The sequence below is a fragment of the Cutibacterium avidum 44067 genome, assembly GCF_000367205.1.
Lineage (GTDB): Bacteria > Actinomycetota > Actinomycetes > Propionibacteriales > Propionibacteriaceae > Cutibacterium > Cutibacterium avidum.
Window position 1 is genome coordinate 17,082 of sequence record NC_021064.1, and the last position, 14,651, is coordinate 31,732.

15 protein-coding genes and 1 tRNA gene are annotated in these 14,651 nt (G+C 62.8%); 1 reads left to right on the plus strand and 15 read right to left on the minus strand.

The window, feature by feature from the left end; translation table 11 throughout:
* Positions 1 to 42: 42 nt before the first annotated feature.
* The 5 genes from PALO_RS00070 to rpmB form a co-directional block, all read right to left on the minus strand.
* A complete protein-coding gene (locus PALO_RS00070) occupies positions 43 to 657 on the minus strand; it encodes a nucleoside/nucleotide kinase family protein (protein WP_023032040.1) in 615 nt (204 codons plus the stop codon).
* Between the two features lie 27 nt (positions 658 to 684).
* Positions 685 to 1,050 (minus strand): FKBP-type peptidyl-prolyl cis-trans isomerase, encoded by a 366-nt coding sequence (locus PALO_RS00075; RefSeq protein ID WP_023032039.1) that lies wholly within the window; start codon positions 1,048 to 1,050, stop codon positions 685 to 687.
* A gap of 81 nt (positions 1,051 to 1,131) precedes the next feature.
* Complete coding sequence (gene rpmF / locus PALO_RS00080; RefSeq protein WP_004809656.1) at positions 1,132 to 1,302, minus strand: 50S ribosomal protein L32; 171 nt, start codon at positions 1,300 to 1,302, stop codon at positions 1,132 to 1,134.
* 4 nt (positions 1,303 to 1,306) lie between these two features.
* Positions 1,307 to 1,612 (minus strand): 30S ribosomal protein S14, encoded by a 306-nt coding sequence (rpsN, locus tag PALO_RS00085; RefSeq protein ID WP_015581946.1) that lies wholly within the window; start codon positions 1,610 to 1,612, stop codon positions 1,307 to 1,309.
* Positions 1,612 to 1,848 carry a 50S ribosomal protein L28 gene (gene rpmB, locus PALO_RS00090; RefSeq protein ID WP_004809654.1) on the minus strand — a complete coding sequence of 79 codons (237 nt, stop codon included), beginning with the start codon at positions 1,846 to 1,848 and terminating at the stop codon, positions 1,612 to 1,614. The genes rpsN and rpmB overlap by 1 nt, the downstream gene beginning before the upstream one ends.
* A gap of 109 nt (positions 1,849 to 1,957) precedes the next feature.
* Between rpmB and PALO_RS00095 the strand changes: the two genes are divergently transcribed.
* The gene (locus PALO_RS00095) at positions 1,958 to 2,203 is read left to right on the plus strand and encodes a type B 50S ribosomal protein L31 (protein WP_004809653.1); all 246 of its coding nucleotides are present in this window, start codon (positions 1,958 to 1,960) and stop codon (positions 2,201 to 2,203) included.
* A gap of 266 nt (positions 2,204 to 2,469) precedes the next feature.
* Here the strand turns inward: PALO_RS00095 and PALO_RS00100 are convergent, their stop codons facing one another.
* The 10 genes from PALO_RS00100 to PALO_RS00150 form a co-directional block, all read right to left on the minus strand.
* Positions 2,470 to 3,234 carry a YaaA family protein gene (locus PALO_RS00100; RefSeq protein WP_015581947.1) on the minus strand — a complete coding sequence of 255 codons (765 nt, stop codon included), beginning with the start codon at positions 3,232 to 3,234 and terminating at the stop codon, positions 2,470 to 2,472.
* A 717-nt stretch (positions 3,235 to 3,951) separates the two neighbouring features.
* Entirely contained in the window at positions 3,952 to 5,031 is a 1,080-nt protein-coding gene (locus PALO_RS00105) for an ABC transporter ATP-binding protein (protein WP_015581948.1), read from the minus strand.
* Positions 5,021 to 6,022 carry an ABC transporter ATP-binding protein gene (locus tag PALO_RS00110; protein ID WP_051048722.1) on the minus strand — a complete coding sequence of 334 codons (1,002 nt, stop codon included), beginning with the start codon at positions 6,020 to 6,022 and terminating at the stop codon, positions 5,021 to 5,023. Before PALO_RS00110 ends, PALO_RS00105 begins: the two co-directional genes overlap by 11 nt.
* 45 nt (positions 6,023 to 6,067) lie before the next feature.
* Positions 6,068 to 7,051, minus strand: a complete 984-nt coding sequence (locus tag PALO_RS00115; protein ID WP_015581950.1) for an ABC transporter permease — start codon at positions 7,049 to 7,051, stop codon at positions 6,068 to 6,070.
* Positions 7,044 to 7,967: an ABC transporter permease gene (locus PALO_RS00120; RefSeq protein ID WP_015581951.1), complete on the minus strand. Its 924-nt coding sequence runs from the start codon at positions 7,965 to 7,967 to the stop codon at positions 7,044 to 7,046. Before PALO_RS00120 ends, PALO_RS00115 begins: the two co-directional genes overlap by 8 nt.
* A gap of 71 nt (positions 7,968 to 8,038) precedes the next feature.
* Entirely contained in the window at positions 8,039 to 9,706 is a 1,668-nt protein-coding gene (locus tag PALO_RS00125; RefSeq protein WP_004809646.1) for a peptide ABC transporter substrate-binding protein, read from the minus strand.
* Positions 9,707 to 10,003: 297 nt separating this feature from the next.
* Positions 10,004 to 10,543 carry a type 1 glutamine amidotransferase domain-containing protein gene (locus tag PALO_RS00130; protein ID WP_015581952.1) on the minus strand — a complete coding sequence of 180 codons (540 nt, stop codon included), beginning with the start codon at positions 10,541 to 10,543 and terminating at the stop codon, positions 10,004 to 10,006.
* Positions 10,544 to 10,867: 324 nt separating this feature from the next.
* Positions 10,868 to 10,944 (minus strand) — tRNA-Pro (locus PALO_RS00140).
* An 80-nt stretch (positions 10,945 to 11,024) separates the two neighbouring features.
* Positions 11,025 to 11,975: a metallophosphoesterase gene (locus PALO_RS00145; protein ID WP_015581954.1), complete on the minus strand. Its 951-nt coding sequence runs from the start codon at positions 11,973 to 11,975 to the stop codon at positions 11,025 to 11,027.
* The gene (locus tag PALO_RS00150; RefSeq protein WP_187290326.1) at positions 11,929 to 14,439 is read right to left on the minus strand and encodes a transglycosylase domain-containing protein; all 2,511 of its coding nucleotides are present in this window, start codon (positions 14,437 to 14,439) and stop codon (positions 11,929 to 11,931) included. The genes PALO_RS00145 and PALO_RS00150 overlap by 47 nt, the downstream gene beginning before the upstream one ends.
* Positions 14,440 to 14,651 lie beyond the last annotated feature (212 nt).

Below are 14,651 nucleotides of genomic sequence, written 5' to 3' on the forward strand. Positions count from 1 at the left end.
GACGGTATCACCACGGGTGGTGCGCAGGGTGAGACGTCGTCGTCAGTTCATCAGGACGACATCATCGGCACGGGTCCTCGTCGTACGGATGAGCGCAGCATTGCGTTCGTCGGGGCCATTGGCCCACGTCAGGGCGTATTCCGGGGGTTTTCCTGCGGCGACGTGTCGTCGGACGAGTCGTTCCATCCGTAGTTGAGGATCGACGTCGACGTACCAGGTCTGGGTGAACATCGGCGCCAGCAGGGACCACGGCTCCTCGTCGAGGAGGAGGTAGTTCCCCTCGATGATGACGAGCGGCACCTCCCGTGCCACTGGGATCTCTCCGGCGATGGGTTCGCCGAACCCGTGTTGGTACATCGGTGCGTAGACCACCGGTTCGTCGGCGGTGGCCAAGCGACGCACCAAAGACAGGAATCCCCACCCGTCGAAGGTGTCGGGAGCTCCCTTGCGGTCGGCGCGGCCGAGTCGTTCGATCTCGGCTTGGGCGAGGTGGAACCCGTCCATGGGGACGACGGCGCATGTCTCGCCCAATTCTTCGCCCAGAAGGTGGGACAGGGTCGTCTTGCCAGCGCCCGGTTCACCACAGAGTCCGAGCACGCAACGATGCCCGGACCCTACGAGGGCCCGGGCACGAGCGACTGCTTGATCCGGGGTCACGTCAGATGGCGCTGTCGAATGACGCCGTCAGATGACGTTGACGAGGTCGCAGACGAAGACCAGCGTCTCACCGCCAGCGATCACGCCGGGAATACCCTGCGGACCGTAGGCGAGGTGGTGGGGAATGACGAGCTTGCGTCGTCCACCGACCCTCATGCCCTGAACGCCTTCATCCCATCCGGGGATCACCTGGCCGGCTCCCAACTGGAAGGTCAGCGGTTCTCCGCGGTTCCACGAGGAATCGAACTCGCGACCATTGCTCAGGGCCACTCCGACGTAATGCACCTCGACGAGGTTTCCGGCGGAGGCCTCGGGGCCGTCGCCCACCGTGATGTCCTCGATGGTGAGGTCGTCGGGGGCAGAATCGGGCAGGGTCACTTCGGGCTTGCTCATGACGACAACCCTACGGGATCAACGCTTCCCGAGTGATCAACTGACCCGAGGGCCACGCTGGACCGCTCAGGCTGCGAGGATTCAGTCCTCGGCGTCGATCAACCCAGAGTGGTAGGCCTTGACCAGATTTCGAGGGACCCGCAGGACCTTGCCCTCAACGCGGATCTCAACCAACTGTGTTGGCGTGGTCTTCCACTGGGCCCGCCTATGACGCGTGGTCGAACGGGACTTCTTACGCTTCGGTACTGCCATGGTCTCACCAGCTTGACTTCGTGATTCCGGGGAGTTCGCCGCGGTGGGCCATCTCACGGAAACGGATACGGGACACACCGGCCTTGCCGACATAGCCACGAGGACGTCCGTCGACTTGGTCACGGTTACGCAGCCGCACGGGGGATGAATCGCGCGGCAGGGTAGACAGTTTACGCGATGCCTCCATGCGTTCGTCCAATGAGGCGGTCGGAGACTTGATGATGGCCTTGAGCTCGGCGCGCCGTTCGGCGTACTGCGCGACCAACTTCTCGCGCTTCTTCTGGGCAGCGATCTTGGACTTCTTGGCCATCAGATCTTCTCTCCTCGAGCGAGCATTTCGGCGATGACGACGTCGACGCCACGGCGATCGATTTCCTTCATCGCCTTCGGGGTCAGGGTCAGGGTGACTTGCCTACCCAACGACGGCACCCAGTAGCGCTTCTTCTGGATGTTCGGATTCCAGCGGCGCTTCGTGTGGCGTTGGGAGTGCGAGACGTTGTTACCGAATCCCGGCTTGGTGCCGCGGACCTGGCAGCGTCGTGACATGGGTATCTCCTGTCATGGTTTGCACGTGAGAATCATTATCATATACTGATGCTGACGAGATGCGAACTCGTCGTTTGGACAGGCACGCGCCAAGGCCGGAAGGAAACCGATGAAACAAGGCATCCACCCCGACTACCACCCCGTGGTCTTCAGGGACATCTCGGCGAACATGACCTTTTTGACGAGGTCCACCGCCACCAGTTCCAAGGAGATTGAGTGGGAGGACGGGAACACCTACCCGGTCATCGACGTCGACATCACGTCGGCCAGCCACCCCTTCTACACGGGCAAGGCCAAGATCGTCGACACCGCTGGACGCGTCGAGAAGTTCAATCGCCGCTACGGCAAGAAGTGAGACCGCGGGGTCGCGCACAGTGCGTATCCCGGAATGAACGACGAACAACGAGTTGGAACTGGGGGTGATTCATTGACTCGCTGATGACGCAGGTCGACCTGGACCCGATCGGCAGTGAAGAGTGTGCCGTTGCTGATCGATGTGCCGCCTGATCCCTGGCATCCGTCCGGTCCCTGAACGCGGCACCCGTCACCCTGGTGATCTTTGGGGTGGCGGGTGCCGCGCGTTGTCAGCAGGTTGGTGGATCAGGCTGCCAGGGTCCAGGATCAGTCGAACTTGCGGAAGACGGGGATGTCTGAGGAGGACACCTCGTCGCAGTACTCCCAGCCGTCATGGAAATCAGTGAGTGCCTTGACCGTGCGCACACGGTTACGGATCATCCATCCGGCCATGAGGCCGCGGGCCGCCTTGGCGGTGAAGGAGATGACCTTCCAACGTCCTTGACGGTCCCGGGACTCGAAGCGCGGGGAGATGATCTTCGCGTCGATCCCCGCGACGGCCTGGAAATACTCGGCCGAGGCCAGATTGACGATGACCTTCGGGCCGGGGGACTCCTGGAGGTCGGCGGAGACGAGATCACGGATCTGGTCTCCCCACCAGCTCACCAGGGTGTTGCCGCGGCGGGTACGCAGGGCGGTGCCCATCTCGAGGCGGTAGGGCTGGATGCGGTCGAGGGGACGGAGGACACCGTAGAGACCGGACAGGATACGTAGTGATTTCTGGGCCTCGGTCCAGTCGCGGGTGTCGAAGGACTGCGGGTCCATGCCTCGGTAGACGGCCCCGTCGAAGGTGACGCCGGCGGGACGCGCGGTGTCGGGGGTGCCGGTTTGGAAGTCGCGGTAGCGCTCGACGTTGAGGGTGGCGATGTCCTCCGAAACCCCCATGAGTTTGCGCAGGTCAGCAACCGATTTGCCGGCCATGATCTCGGCGAGCCTGGCCGTCTCGTCGAGCAGGCGAGGCTCGGTGGACTGGCTCCTGGGAACAGGACTCTCGAGGTCCAGAGACTTGGCGGGAGAGATGAGGGTCAGCACCCAGACAGCCTAGCCGGGCGGTGATATCCGGAGGCGTCGACGAGCTCTGTCAAGGAATCGGCGTCGTGACGGTGCCGTTGGGATTCGGAGGCCAGGCCTTGGCAGAACTCGCTGGATTTTTGGGGGTGGGGGATCCTCGGCGTTCCGAGGCGTCTCGGGGTGTCGCGGGGCGTCGTGGGGCGTCGTGGGGGAGCCGGCGCTGCTAGTTGCGCCACCGCTGCCCAGCTGCGCCATCCCTGAGCACCTGCGCCCCAAAGCCGCCGTCCAGCTGCGACATGTACGTGCAGTTGCGCCAGAAAATGGCGCCGTCATCGTCGTTCCCCCGGCCTCTGAAGGCCAGTTGCGCCTGTTTTGTGCAGTTGCGCCGTGTATGCGCGGCGCAACTGCACACTTATGGCGCAGGTAGACGACGTAGGGGTGGGGCGGGGGACGGAGGGCAACTGGCAGACGGCTGGCGGCATGGATGCCACGGCGGGCTGAGGCGCAGGCGGCATATGCCGGCGCAGCTGGCCAGAGGTGGCGCAACTGCATAAAACCGGCGCAGCTGTACCGAACAGACGCAGCTGGCAGATAGCGGCGCGCTACCCGTCCCCGTCTCTGCGGCAGGCGTCCTCCGGCCGCCAGGAAAAGCCCATGGCGACGAGGACATCGCCACGTCCAGGCAGTTCTTGGCAACTGCGTGTCGTAGCCCGGATGGCTGACCCAGCCAACGGACAACTAGGCGGTCAGGTCACCGGGTTTGACGTCGTCCGAGGCCTTCTCGAAGATCTCCGCGAAATGGCATCGGCAGGCATGTTCCCCTTGTCCATCGGCGTGCATGTTCAAGGAGGTCTCTTTCTCCGAACACAGCGGCTGAGCCCGCCAGCACCGCGTGTGGAAGCGGCAGCCGGTCGGCGGATTGGCGGGGGAGGGCACATCTCCGTGCAACAGGATCTGATGCCGCTGCCCGCGCAAGGACGGGTCGGGTACCGGAACTGCCGACAGCAAGGCCTGGGTATACGGATGGGTGGAGCGCTCGTAAATCTGCTCCTCGTCACCCATCTCCATGATCCGCCCGAGGTACATCACGGCCACCCGGTCGGAGATGTGACGCACCACCGACAGGTCGTGGGCGATGAAGATGTAGGCCATTCCCAACTCCCGCTGCAGCTTCTGCAACAGGTTGACGACCTGGGCCTGCACCGAGACGTCCAGAGCCGACACTGGCTCGTCACACACCAGTACCTTGGGCTGCAGCGCGATGCCGCGGGCAATACCGATGCGTTGACGCTGGCCCCCGGAGAACTCGTGCGGATAGCGGTTGATGTGCTCGGGGTTGAGGCCGACGAGGTCCAGCAGTTCCTTGACCCTCTCGGTCCTCTTGCCGCGCGGAACGGCGTCAGGGTGGATGCGGAAGGGCTCGCTGACGATGTCTCCGACCGTCATACGCGGATCCAACGAGGTGTACGGATCCTGGAAGACGATCTGGATGTCACGGCGCAGCTTGCGCATCTCCGATCCCCTGAGGTGGGTGACGTCACGCCCCTCGAAGGTGATCGTCCCGGAGGTCGGTGGTTCGAGGGCCACCAACAGCCGCCCCAGGGTGGACTTTCCGCAGCCGGACTCCCCGACAACACCGAGGGTCTCGCCGGGGTAGAGATCGAAACTCACGCCGTCGACGGCCTTGACATGGCCGACGGTGTGACGCACCACCCCGGACTTCAGCGGGTAATGCTTGGTGAGGTCGCGAACTGACAGGATGGGTTCTGGCCTCGTCGCAGCGGTTGCGCTGGTCGAGGTCGTCGTCTCAGCGGTCACGGTGGAGCACCTCCTCGGTGTGGTGGCAGGCAGCCCAACGTCCGGGCTCGACCTCGACGAACTTCGGTGCACTGCCTGCGCGGCATTCGTCGGTGGCCCAGCGGCAACGTGGGTGGAAGGAACACCCCGACGGCAGATTCGTCAGGGATGGCGGCAGGCCGCCGATGGCATACAACTCGCTGCCCCTCTGGTCCAGACGCGGAATCGAGTCCAGCAAACCCACGGTGTACGGGTGAGCCGGGTTGTCATAGAGACGGTGGACGTCAGCATGCTCGACGAACCGGCCGCAGTACATCACCGCGATGTCGTCAGCCACGTCCGCCACGACGCCGAGGTCGTGAGTGATGAGGATCAGACCCATCCCGGACTCGTCCTGGAGCTCCTTGAGCAGGGTCATGATTTGTGCCTGGACGGTGACGTCGAGGGCAGTCGTCGGTTCATCGGCGATGAGCACCCACGGGTTGAGCGCGATGGCCATCGCGATCATGATGCGCTGACGCATACCGCCGGAGAATTGGTGCGGGTAGTTGTCGGCGCGCTCCTTGGCCGCCGGAATGTGCACCCTCTCCATGAGGCGGATGGCCTCGGACATCGAGTCGGAGCGGTTCATACCGCGGTGAATACGGAACATCTCGGCGATCTGCCACCCGACCGGGAAAACCGGATTCAGTGACGACAAGGCGTCCTGGAAGATCATCGAGATGTGCTCGCCGCGGATCTGACGACGCTTCTTTTCGGGCATCGTCAGCAGGTCAACCCCGCAGTACTCGATCTTTCCGCCGGTGATCTTGGCCGGAGGGGAGTCGAGGATTCCCATGATCGCCTGGGCCGTCACGGACTTGCCCGACCCGGACTCGCCGAGAATCGCGAGGGTTTCCCGTTCGGACAGGGTGAAGCTCGTGCCGTTGATGGCCTTGGCGACACCGTCTCGGGTGCGGAACTCCACGTGTAAGTCGTCGACGTTGAGAAGCAGCCCGTCGACCGGCTCCAGGTGAAGACGGGCGCTGGTGAGTGTCTTTCGTGCCATGTCGAAACCTCAGTGCTGTTTGGGGTCGAAGGCGTCCTGTGCCGCCTCGCCGAGGAAGATGAATGCCAGCACCGCCAGAGACAGGAACAGCGACGGGAACAGCAGCATGAAGGGCGCCGATCGGACGTAGCCCAGACCCGAGGCGTCGGAAATCGACACACCCCACGAGATGGCCGGTTCCTGCAGACCGATGCCCAGATAGCTCAGCGTCGCCTCGATGGCGATGTAGGCGCCCAGGTTGATGGTGGCCACCACGATGACCGGGGCAATGGCATTGGGCAGGATGTGCTGACGGATGATCCGCCACGACGAGGCACCCAACGCCCGAGCGGCCTGGATGTAATCGTGGGGCAGAACCTGCAAGACCGACGACCTCATGAGTCGAGCCAAGGACGGCCAACCCAGGATCACGATGGCTCCCACCACTTTGAGCACCATGACGAGATACGGAGTGCCCGGCTCATTGGGGAAGGTGTACAGAATGATGATGCCGCCGAGCAACAGTGGGATGGCGTAGAAGACGTCACCAGTCCGGCTCAGCAGAGTGTCGAGCCAGCCGCCCCGGAATCCGGCGATCAAGCCGATGAAGGCACCAAGGAGGGTCGTCCCCAAGGTGGCGAGCACGCCGACGAGGATCGACGATCTGGCTCCGTAGACAGTCCGGGCGTAGACGTCACACCCCTGGATGTCAGTGCCGAACCAGTGCACACCGGAGGGGATGTGACGAGCGGCTGACAAGTTGCAGTCGGTGGGATTCTTCGAGGTGAAGATTGCCGGGACGGCCGCCATCAACAAGAAGATGACGATGAGGGTCACCGAGATCCAGAACAGCGGATTGCTCTTGAGGGAGTCCCAGGCGTCATTCCACACCGAGCGTGGCTTGGAGTTGCCGAGGACGTCGTTCTCGCGGGGGGCGGCAATCGGCTCGGCCAGGGCCTCTGGGCCGTCGGCCCCCAGCGGGGAATCGGGACGGTTCGTGCGTGGTTCAGTCATGGCTGATCCTCGGGTCGAGCACCCCGTACAGCAGGTCGACGAGGAGGTTTGCGAACAAATACACCAACACCAGGCAGGTCACCGACCCGACCACCGAGACGCCGTCGCGCTGGTTGATCGATCGATACACGTAGTTGCCGATTCCATTGATGTTGAAGATCCGCTCGGTGACGATCGCACCACCCATGAGGGCGCCGAAGTCATATCCGATGAACGTGATGACGGGGATGAGTGAGTTGCGCAAGGTGTGCACGTTGACGATGCGGCCCGGTGACATGCCCTTGGCCTTCGCGGTGCGCACGTAGTCGGCTCGCTGATTCTCCAGCAGGTTCGACCTCGTCAGACGCGCCACATAGGCCACCGACAACGCTCCCAGCACCAGGCCCGGCAAGATGAGTTCACCCCACGATCCGTCGCCGGCCGTCACCGGGAACCACCCGAGTCGCAGGCCGAAGATGAGCTGGGCCAGCGAACCGATGACGAAGATCGGGATGGAGATGACGATCAGGGAGGACACGAGGACGAAGTAGTCGACGAACTTGCCGCGTCGCACACCGGCCCACACACCGGCCAGGATGCCGACGATGATCTCGATGAGCACGGCGATGAGAGCCAGCTTGATCGTCACGGGGTAGCGAGCACCGAGCTCGGAGACGACGGTGTTGCCGTAATAGTCAACGCCGAGATCGCCGTGCAACAGCTTCGACAAGTACAGGCCGTACTGGACGAGGAGTGGCTTGTCGAGGTTGTACTCGGCTCGGAAGGCCGCGACATAGGCGGGCGGACAAGGACGTTCACCACATCGACCGGCCGTCGGGTCGCCCGGCAAGGCGAAGACCAGACAGAAGATGATGAACGTCGTCCCGATAAGCACCGGGATCATCTGAAGTGTGCGTCTGACGATATATCTGAACATGGTGTTCCTCACGACACCGTCGGTCCGCTGGGCAACTTCAGCGGACCGACGGATGCGTCATCAGGGATGGATCACTTCACGCTGACCGACTGAAGGTCAATCGAGCCGAACGGAGTGAGCTTGACGTTGGCGACCTTGTCCGACCACGCGAACGGGATCGAGGTCGTCCACAGCGGGACGGTCGGCGGGGTGTCCGCCAGCATCTTCTCGGCCTCCTGGTAGAGCTTGTTGGCCTGCTGGGAGTCCGTAGCGGCAGCGGCTTCCTTGAGCTTGGCGTCGAAGGCCTTGTTCGAGTAGTCGTTGTCATTGCTGGAGGCGCCGGTGGCGTACATCGGCGTCAGGAAGTTCTCGATGGACGGGTAGTCCATCTGCCATCCGGTACGGAAGAAGCCGTCGACGGACCGCTTGTTGACCATGTCGCGCAGGGTCTTGAAATCCGGGGTGACCTTGAGCTGGCACTTCAGACCGAGGTCGTTCTTCCACCCGTTGCAGATGGCTTGCGACCAGGCCTTGTGGTCGCCGTCACCGTTGACCGCAATGGTCAGGACGCCCTTGTACCCGCCGGACTTCTTGTAGAGCTCGAGAGCCTTGTCCTTGTCGTACTTGCACATCTCGCCGCACTGGTCCTTCTTGTACCCATCAACCACGGGGGAGACCCAGCCGTCGGCGGGGGTGCGGGAGCTGGCGAAAATCTGCTTGGTGATCGTTTCGCGGTCGATGTCCATGGCAAGGGCCTTGACGAGGTCCTTGTTGTCGGCCAGCTGCTTGTCCTTGCCGGAGTAGGTCAGGGTTTGGGTGACACCGGACTGACGGATGCCCCAACGGTTGGCCAGGTCGTTCTTCCACTGGTCGTTGGTGAGCTGGTCGGTCGGGATGAGGTCGTTGACGTCGAGGTGGTTGGCGACGGTGTCGTTGTAGGCCGGGCTGGCGTCGTTGTAGATCTTGAAGGTGACCTTGTCGACGTGGCCCTTGTACTTGCCGGCGTAGTGGTCGTTCTTCGAGACGGTGATGGCCGTGGCCGTGTTCTCGGTGACCTTGTACGGTCCGGCGCCGATCGGCATCTTCTCCCACTTCTTGGCGGTCGGATCCTTGAGGAAGGCATCCGGCAGCGGGGCGAAGGCGGTGTAGCCCAGACGCACCTCGAGGTTCGAGACCCTCTCGGTGGTCTTGATGGTGAAGGTGTGGTCGTCGACGACCTTGAGGCCGCTCATCGTCGTGGACTTCGGCTTGGTCTTGCAGGCTTCATCGTCACACTGCTCGTCGGCGTAGCCCTCGATCGGCTCGAAGAAGTAGCCGGACTGCTGGGCGTTCGGGCCGTAGGCAGCCCAGTTCCAGCCGTCGACGAAGTTCTTGGCCTTGACCTCGGTGCCGTCGGAGAACTTGTATCCAGGCTTGATCTTGACGGTGAAGTTCTGGTTGTCCTTGGTCTCGATGGACTCGGCGATGTCCATCTCCGGCTTGGCGGTGTCGGAGTTGTAGTGGATGAGACGAGCGGTGACGGCGTCGAGGACGTTTCCGCCGCAGGTCTCGTTGGTGTTGGACGGAATGAGCGGATTCTGCGGGGTGCAGCCGCGAACGGTGATCGAACCCCCATCCTTGGCGGGGGCGCTGTTGTTGCTGCCTCCCGTCGCCGACGAACCAGCGGCCGAGTCATCCTTGGCCGCAACGTCCTCGCCACAAGCTGACAATGCCATCAAGCCTGCGAGGGACAGCGCAATGAGTGGGCTCATTCGACGCATGGTGCCTCCTTCTCACGTCTCGTCGGCAGTTACCCGACGATCCCAGGTTGTTCGGGACACCATGCCACCCGTGAGACCCATTCAGCGCTCGTCTCATGACGGTGAGACGACATCGTGACCAAATTGAAACATAGGCAGAGTCGTCCTCATAAGTGGACGCGAGTCTCACGATGCGGCGAGAGTGGGGCCTGTGGACCGCTGTCTGACGCGGTTTCCTCCCTCGCCGTGCCGCCAGAATGGACGCAGCAAGGGCCCTACCCGAGGGTGAGGGCCCTTGCCACGAAGCTGATGTGAGGATCAGGCGACCTCGTCAACGAGCGCCTTGGTGAAGGTCGGGAGATCGTTGGGGTTGCGCGAGGTGATGAGCACCCAGTCGTTGCCCGGGCAGCGGACGAGCTCCTCGTCCACCCAGTTGGCCCCGGCATTCTCGAGATCCGGACGGATGGAGATGTAGGAGGTCATCTTCTTGCCCTTGGCCACGCCGGCGTCGATGAGAACCCACGGCCCGTGACAGATCGCTCCGACCGGCTTGCCTGCGGATGAGAACTCCTTGACCAAGCGACGACCGTCCTCGTCGACACGCAGGGTGTCCGCATTGACGGTGCCACCAGGGATGACGAGCAGGTCGTAGTCGGCTGCCTTGGCGTCAGCCAGCTTGGAATCGGCGTCAACCTTGGACGCCCAGTCCTTGTCGCCGGTGACGGCCTGAATGGCTTCGCCGCTGTTGGAGGCGACGGTCACCTCGATACCAGCCTTCTTGAGGGCGTTGAGGGGCTCGACGATCTCGGCCTCCTCAACTCCGAAGTCGGTGACGGCAATGAGTGCGCGTGCAGCCATGTTTGTCCTCCTTCAGTTGCGTCCAGTGGTGGAACAACTCCGGGGGCCGAAGTATTCCGAGGGGTTGGAAAACAAACGTGCCACCCTGGGGCGGTTCGGTGACCTGGAGCGTGGGGACGGTCACGGGCAGGTGTTCAGCGCTGGGCATCTGTTCATGCGAGACCGGAAACCGTGCAACCCAAAACTGTTGTGCAAATCCACGGATTGCGGCATGTGAAAGGACGTTCTGGGGGGAACCCGTCTGGGCTACGGTGAAAAGTGACCCACGATCAGAGGATGGGAGAAGATACGTACTGACGATCATTGTCAGGGGAAGAAACCGGATGGTCGGGGTGACAGGATTTGAACCTGCGACCTCTTCGTCCCGAACGAAGCGCGCTACCAAGCTGCGCCACACCCCGCGACCACGGTCATCCTCCTCAACAGGAGGACCGACGGATACTCTAACGCAGCTTGATCGAAAGCGCCAAGCCGATCCCCGTCAGGACCGGGGGACAAGCGTCAACAGCGTCACTTCCGGCTGGCAGAATGTCCGGTACGGGGCGAAAGGGGAGGACCCTACTCCGGCCGAGACATGAAGCCATCCGGTGCGCCCACCGCTGCTGTGCCGTGACAGCCCCTTGACGCGGTCCGTGTCGAGGTCACAGTTGGTGATGATGGCGCCCTTAACGGGAAGGCACACCTGGCCACCATGGGTGTGGCCTGCGAACACGATGTCCATGCCATCGCTGACCATGGCGTCGAGGATCTTGAGGTAGGGCGCATGGGTGACGCCGATGTTGAGGTCTGCGTCATCATCTGCAGGTCCAGCGACCTCCTCGTAATGGTCACGGTCGTGGTGGGCGTCGTCAGTTCCGCGGAAGACCAGCCGATGACCAGTCACCTCCAACGTTCCCGACTTGTCGTTGAGGTCCAGCCACCCTGCCGAGATGAACGCCTGCCTCAACTCCTCGTGGGGAAGCTCCGGAACGGGCCCCTCCGAAGCGTGTGAACGTCCCAGCAGCAGATACGAGAACGGGTTCGTGAAAGCCGGCATCAAGTAGTCATTCGACCCGAAGACGAAGGCTCCCGGACGTTCCAGCAGCCCTGCCATGTCCTCGAGGAGGGGCTGCAGGGAGTCAGCCGAACAGAAATTGTCACCGGTGTCGATCACGAGATCCGGCTCGAGGTCAGCCAGTCCACGGATGAACTCCCGCTTGGCCTTCTGGTGAGCCAGCATGTGGAAGTCCGAGAGGTGTAACACCCTCAGCGGCGAGCTGCCGGGCTTGAGCACCGGTACCTCGACGTGGCGTACCGTGAACCGACGGGCCTCAATGACGCCATAGGTCAGTCCGGCAACGCCGACTCCAAGGACCCCAACAGCTGCCTTCATGAAGGTTTTCATGTCAGCGAGGCCTCGTCGTACCAGGTGGGTTCTGCTGACCGCCGCCATGTCCCCGCCCATTGCTGCCACCGGTGTTGTCTCCGGGCTGGTTCTGATCGCGCGGCGGATTCGGGTTCTGTCGATTTCCGGGCTGGTTGTCGCCCGGGTTGTTCGGCTGATTCTGTTGCGGTGGCGGCGGAGCATAGGCTGGCTCAGGTGCGGGCTCGGGACCCTTCGACACCTTCAGCGCGACGGCTTCTCCGGAATGGGCCTTGCCCTCAGGATCCGAGCCGAGATAGGTCCCCGGCTCCGAGTCGTCCCAGACACGCCACATCTTGGTACGGAATCCAGCCTTGCGAATGGCAGCCTTGGCCTGGGAATAGGTCATGCCGTCGGTGTTCGGGATCTGGATGAGCTTGCCATAACGGATCTCGTCCGTCGGTGAGACGAAGTCCGTCGGAGGCTTGTCTTTGAGGGCGCCTGCCATAGCGGCGCGATAGATCTTGCCGGCGTCGCTACCACCGGAACCATTGAGGTACACCCCGGTGGAGGTCCGGATTCCCTTGATGGAACGAGACTTGTCGCCGCGGAAGTAGGGGTTGCTGCCGTCAGCGGCGATCATCGCCACACCAGCGGCCTGTGGGGTGTAACCGTCGAACCAAGCAGCCTCGTGGGCGTCGGTCGTACCGGTCTTACCGGCCTGCGGGTAGCCCCCGGGAATGGTGGCAGGCATGCCGGTGGCGTCCATCACCCCGGACAGCACTGAGTTGACGCCGTCGGCGACTTTCTGCGGCATGACCCGCTTGCAGTTGCCGGTCGGCACCTTGATGGCAGAGCCGTTACGGTTCTTGATCGATTTGAGGATGATCGGATCGCACCGGACACCTCGAGACGCGAAGGTTGCGTAGGCCGAGGCCATCGACAGCGGGGAGACGTACGCAGTACCGAGGGTGAACGACGGAACGTGCTGGAAGGCGGTCACGATGTCCTTGCCGCTGGAGAGCTTGACTCCTGCGTTTTGGGTCATCTTGGTGACCTCACACATGCCGACGTCCTGCTCCAGCTGGACGAAGTAGGTGTTCACCGACCATGCCGCGGCCTCACGCAAACCGATGTTCCACGAGTGACCGGTGGAGTTGCGTACCCGGAAGGGGCCTGACTTGAAGGCGCCCTTGCAGTTGGTGAACCTCTCTCCCGTGAAGTCCATGGGGGACGACGCGGTGTAGTGCTTGTTGATGGCAATGCCCTTCTCGAGGGCTGCGGCTGTCGTGAAGGCCTTGAAGATCGAACCTGCCTGGAAACCAGTGGCGCCACCCATCGAGGCGGGCGCCATGTAGTTGTAATAGGTCTGGCCGGACTTGTCGCCCATGACAGGACGCGACTGCGCCATCGCCAGGAGCAAGCCGGTGCCAGGCTGGACGATCGCGGTTCCGGCGAGTACTGGATCCTTCGGGCCGACGACGTCGGAAACAGCCTTCTGAGCAGCGTCTTGGACCTTTGGGTCGATATTCGTCTGAATCGTCAGTCCGCCACGCTTGACCATCTTGGCCCGTTCGGACGGGTTCTTGCCCAGGCTCGGCATTTGGAGCAGGCTCCGGTAGGCGTAGTCGCAGATGAACGGGTACTTCGAGGAGATGCAGCCATTCTTCGGGTAGACGACCTTCGACTTGTCGAAGACGACTGCCTCCGTCTTCCGGGCCTCGTTAGCGCTGATGAGGTTGAGCTGAGCCATCCGGCCAAGCACGATGTTCCGGCGGTTCATGGCGGCCTCAGGATGGTTCACCGGGTCATAGGCGACTGGGTTCTGCACCAGGCCGGCGAGCATCGCCGACTGTGCGAGATCGAGGTTGGCGGCCGTCGTCCCGAAGTAGTGACGGGCCGCGGACTCGACGCCGTATGCGCCGTCACCGTAATAGGCGATGTTGAGGTACCGCTCCAGGATTTGCTTCTTGGAGAGCTTCTTCTCCATCGCCACCGCGTAGCGCAGTTCCTGTACCTTTCGGGTGATCGTCGGCTCCTGGGCAGCCTGCGCGCCCGCCTCGTTGCCAGCTGCGACGGCGGCCTCGATGCGGATCTGCTTGACGTACTGCTGGGTCAGGGTCGAACCGCCCTGACGAGCTGATCCGGAGACATTGCCCACCAGGGCTCGCGCGGTGCCCTTGAGGTCGATCGCGCCATGGGAGAAGAAGCGGTTGTCCTCAATGGCCACCTGGGCGGTCTGCATCTCCTTGGAGATCTTCGACAACGGGACGTACTCGCGGTTCTCGTCGTAGAAGGTGGCCAGTACCGACCCATCTGCCATGAGGATGTGGGACTTCTGGGCCTGCGGGGTACTCATCAATTCCGCAGGCAGGTCCTCCATGCTGTCAGCCACCATCGTCGCGGTGCCACCGGTCAGAGCAGCGACGGGCACGACGAATCCGGCTATCAGCAATCCGGCCAGGATGCTGACGATTCCGAACATGGCTAAGGGGTAGAGCTTGCCGTGCCTGTCTGAGCGCATGGCCCCAAGGATACGTGAGGGTCCGGACATACCCGAGCGGCACAGGCCGTTGCGGTGGTGTTGACGATGTGGTGAGGCTGTGAATTGTGACGTTGCGGACTGCATTGGAGGGGGCTTGGGATGCGATGCCGCCTCGATGCCGCTCCACAGGCCGGTCCTTCGCTGGTTTACCCCTGTGCTCCTACTATCGTGGCAGTCGCGCCTGACGGTCCCGGTCTCGTCACGGTGGTCCAGCAGCAGGC

Coding starts and splice junctions, on each gene's coding strand:
- rpsN (WP_015581946.1), bottom strand. CDS start 1,612: ATGGCCAAGAAGTCCAAGATCGCTGCCCAGAAGAAGCGCGAGAAGTTG.
- PALO_RS00125 (WP_004809646.1), bottom strand. CDS start 9,706: ATGCGTCGAATGAGCCCACTCATTGCGCTGTCCCTCGCAGGCTTGATG.
- PALO_RS00095 (WP_004809653.1), top strand. CDS start 1,958: ATGAAACAAGGCATCCACCCCGACTACCACCCCGTGGTCTTCAGGGAC.
- rpmF (WP_004809656.1), bottom strand. CDS start 1,302: ATGGCAGTACCGAAGCGTAAGAAGTCCCGTTCGACCACGCGTCATAGG.
- PALO_RS00130 (WP_015581952.1), bottom strand. CDS start 10,543: ATGGCTGCACGCGCACTCATTGCCGTCACCGACTTCGGAGTTGAGGAG.
- PALO_RS00115 (WP_015581950.1), bottom strand. CDS start 7,051: ATGACTGAACCACGCACGAACCGTCCCGATTCCCCGCTGGGGGCCGAC.
- rpmB (WP_004809654.1), bottom strand. CDS start 1,848: ATGTCACGACGCTGCCAGGTCCGCGGCACCAAGCCGGGATTCGGTAAC.
- PALO_RS00120 (WP_015581951.1), bottom strand. CDS start 7,967: ATGTTCAGATATATCGTCAGACGCACACTTCAGATGATCCCGGTGCTT.
- PALO_RS00075 (WP_023032039.1), bottom strand. CDS start 1,050: ATGAGCAAGCCCGAAGTGACCCTGCCCGATTCTGCCCCCGACGACCTC.
- PALO_RS00150 (WP_187290326.1), bottom strand. CDS start 14,439: ATGTCCGGACCCTCACGTATCCTTGGGGCCATGCGCTCAGACAGGCAC.
- PALO_RS00145 (WP_015581954.1), bottom strand. CDS start 11,975: ATGGCGGCGGTCAGCAGAACCCACCTGGTACGACGAGGCCTCGCTGAC.